The organism is Actinosynnema sp. NPDC059335, from assembly GCF_042752395.1.
Taxonomy (GTDB): domain Bacteria; phylum Actinomycetota; class Actinomycetes; order Mycobacteriales; family Pseudonocardiaceae; genus Actinosynnema.
In genome coordinates this window covers 1-2664 of the sequence record NZ_JBHYXZ010000312.1, presented here as the reverse complement: position 1 = coordinate 2664, position 2664 = coordinate 1, and the positions used below count along the sequence as shown (strand labels likewise).

Sequence of the window (2664 nt, the reverse complement as noted above, 5' to 3'; positions counted from 1 at the left end):
CGCCCGGCCCGCGGCCCGCAAGCCGCAGTCGCGGGCCCGGACGAGGGCGGGCGCGGGCACCGGCGGCGCGTTCGGCATGACCGGCACGCGGCGCGCCGCGCTGCTGGCGATGGTGGTGTGCGCGCTGGCGTTGAGCATCGCCGTGCCGCTGCGCACGTACCTCGCGCAACGCGAGGAGCTGCGGGGCGTGACCGCCTCGCAGGAGACCCTGCGCGCCGAGGTGGAGCAGCTGGAGCGGCGCAAGCGGGAACTGGCGGACCCCGCGCACGTGGAGGCCGAGGCGCGGCGTCGGCTGCACTACGTGCGGCCCGGCGAGACGCCCTACGTCGTGCAGCTCCCCGGCGACGCGGAGCGCGAACTGGACGAACAGCGACCGGCGACCAAGCCGGCCGAGGACAAGGCGTGGTACGAGCAGTTGTGGGATTCGGCGGCGGCGCGATGACGGTGAGCGACGAGGACCGGGCGGCGGTCGCGGCGCAGTTGGGGCGCGAGCCGCGGGGCATGCGGGCGGTGGCCGCGCGGTGCCCCAGCGGGCACCCGGCGGTCGTGCAGACCAGCCCCCGGCTGGAGGACGGCACCCCCTTCCCGACCCTGTACTACCTGACCTGCTCCCGGTTGAACTCCTACGTCAGCAGGCTGGAGGGGGCCGGGCTGATGAAGGAGATGACGGAGCGGTTGGCGGTGGACGAGGAGCTGGCCGCGCGCTACCGCCGGGCACACGAGCTGTACCTGGCCGAGCGGGACGCGATCGAACCGCTCGGCACCACCGTCACCGCGGGGGGCATGCCGGGACGGGTCAAGTGCCTGCACGTGCACGTGGCGCACGCGCTGGCCGTGGGCCGCGGGGTCAACCCGTTCGGCGACGAGGTACTCGACCTGCTCGCCGAGTGGTGGCCGAGCGGCGACTGCGCGTCAACGGTGAAAAACTGACCGTCAGGGCAGAACTTCGGGCACAAAGCCGGAGCGCGCCCGTGACACCGCTGTTCGGATCAGGCAGGCTGGTTCACAGGCCGGGTGACGAGTCGATGGGGAGTTCGGGGCTGTGCCGAAGTCGAAGCGTCGGGCGCGGAAGAGGGGCAAGGCCCAGCCGGGCACGATGACGCCGCGGCAGTGGGGCCTCGCCGCGACCGCGACGGCCGCGATGCTGGTCCCCGCCCTGCTGCACACGGCGACCCCGGTCGACTGGACGATCCTCTCCGGCGGCGCCGACATCGAGGTCGTCCCGCCCGGTCCGGGCGACGTGCTCGGCACGCTCGCGCTGGACGCGCAGGGCAAGCTCGGCGCGACGGGCCGGCTGCCGGAGACCGACGAGCTGAGCGCGAACCTGCTGGCCGACGCCGACGACCCGGCGGAGTTCGAGGACGACCTGCCCCCGCTGGAGGGTGGGTACCTGCGCGAGGGCCAGCACGGCATCCCCGGCGTCATGCTCGACGCCTACATGCGCGCGGCGGAACGGCTGGCGCAGACCACGCCCGGCTGCCGGCTCGACTGGCCGCTGCTGGCGAGCATCGGCCGCATCGAGTCGGGCCACGCCCGCGGCGGCCGCGTCACCGAGAACGGCACCACGGTGGACCCGATCCTGGGCCCGGTGCTCAACGGCTCGCCCGGCGTGGCGGCCATCCGCGACACCGACGGCGGCAGGTTCGACGGCGACCGCACGTGGGACCGCGCCGTGGGGCCGATGCAGTTCATCCCGTCCACCTGGGCCGGTTACGCCGCCGACGGCAACGAGGACGGCGACAAGAACCCGAACAACATCTACGACGCCACCATCGGCGCGGGCAACTACCTGTGCGCCCACAACGCCGACCTGAGCGACCCGCGGCAGCGGGCCCAGGCGGTGTTCCGCTACAACCAGTCCAACGAGTATGTGGCCACGGTGCTGTACTGGGCGGACATCTACGCCAGCGGCGTGCCCGTGCTGCCCGACCTGGTCGGTTCGGACGACGACTTCACCCCGGGCCGCAACACCGGCACCACGCCCGGCAACTCCAACGGCAACGGCAACACCACCTCGCCGCCCGGCAACACCACGCCGCCGTCCTCGGGCACCCCGAACCCGACGACCACCACGACCACCACGCGGCCGGGCGTGACGATCACGCTGACGCCCACCACGTCGTCCAGCACCACCACGACGACGACCACGCCCACGTGCCCCACGCCGACGACGGAGACGACGACCACCACGTCCACCTCCACGACGACGCCGACCACGACGACGCCGCTCCCGCCGGGCTGCCCGACCCCGACCACCACCACCACCACGACCACCACCGCGGAAAGCACCACGCCGGCGACGACCTCCGCGGCCACGGTCGGGACGACGGCGCCGGGCAGCAGCACCTCGGACGGCACGTCGAGCGGGTCGGCCTCCTCCCAGCCGCCGTCGATCACGTCGTCGATGCGGGCCACCTGACACCGATCGGCACCTAGCCGAAGGCTCCGCCTGCACCGGTCAACGGATCGAGGCCAACGCCCACCGGGCCCTCTCCCGCACCTGCCCACGAGACCTTCCCCCGGCCCGCTCCCCGAACACCCCCTGCTTTTGTGCACCGGCCTTCCCACAAAAGGAGGGCTTCGTGTCATCCCGCCGACCTGGCGCAGCCCTACCGCACGTGTCAAGGGGGCGTGTGCATGTTTTGCCTGGTCGTGTGCCTATAC

3 protein-coding genes are annotated in these 2664 nt (G+C 73.1%); all 3 read left to right on the top strand.

Going from position 1 to position 2664, the window contains the following annotated elements; all coding sequences use genetic code 11:
* Positions 1-442: septum formation initiator family protein (locus tag ACFXGA_RS40075; RefSeq protein ID WP_378098416.1), on the top strand; the 442-nt coding region annotated here is incomplete at its 5' end.
* The gene (locus ACFXGA_RS40070; RefSeq protein WP_378098419.1) at positions 439-930 is read left to right on the top strand and encodes a DUF501 domain-containing protein; all 492 of its coding nucleotides are present in this window, start codon (positions 439-441) and stop codon (positions 928-930) included. The genes ACFXGA_RS40075 and ACFXGA_RS40070, both read left to right, overlap by 4 nt.
* Before the next feature lie 112 nt (positions 931-1042).
* The gene (locus ACFXGA_RS40065; protein ID WP_378098413.1) at positions 1043-2419 is read left to right on the top strand and encodes a lytic transglycosylase domain-containing protein; all 1377 of its coding nucleotides are present in this window, start codon (positions 1043-1045) and stop codon (positions 2417-2419) included.
* The last annotated feature ends 245 nt before the right edge of the window (positions 2420-2664 follow it).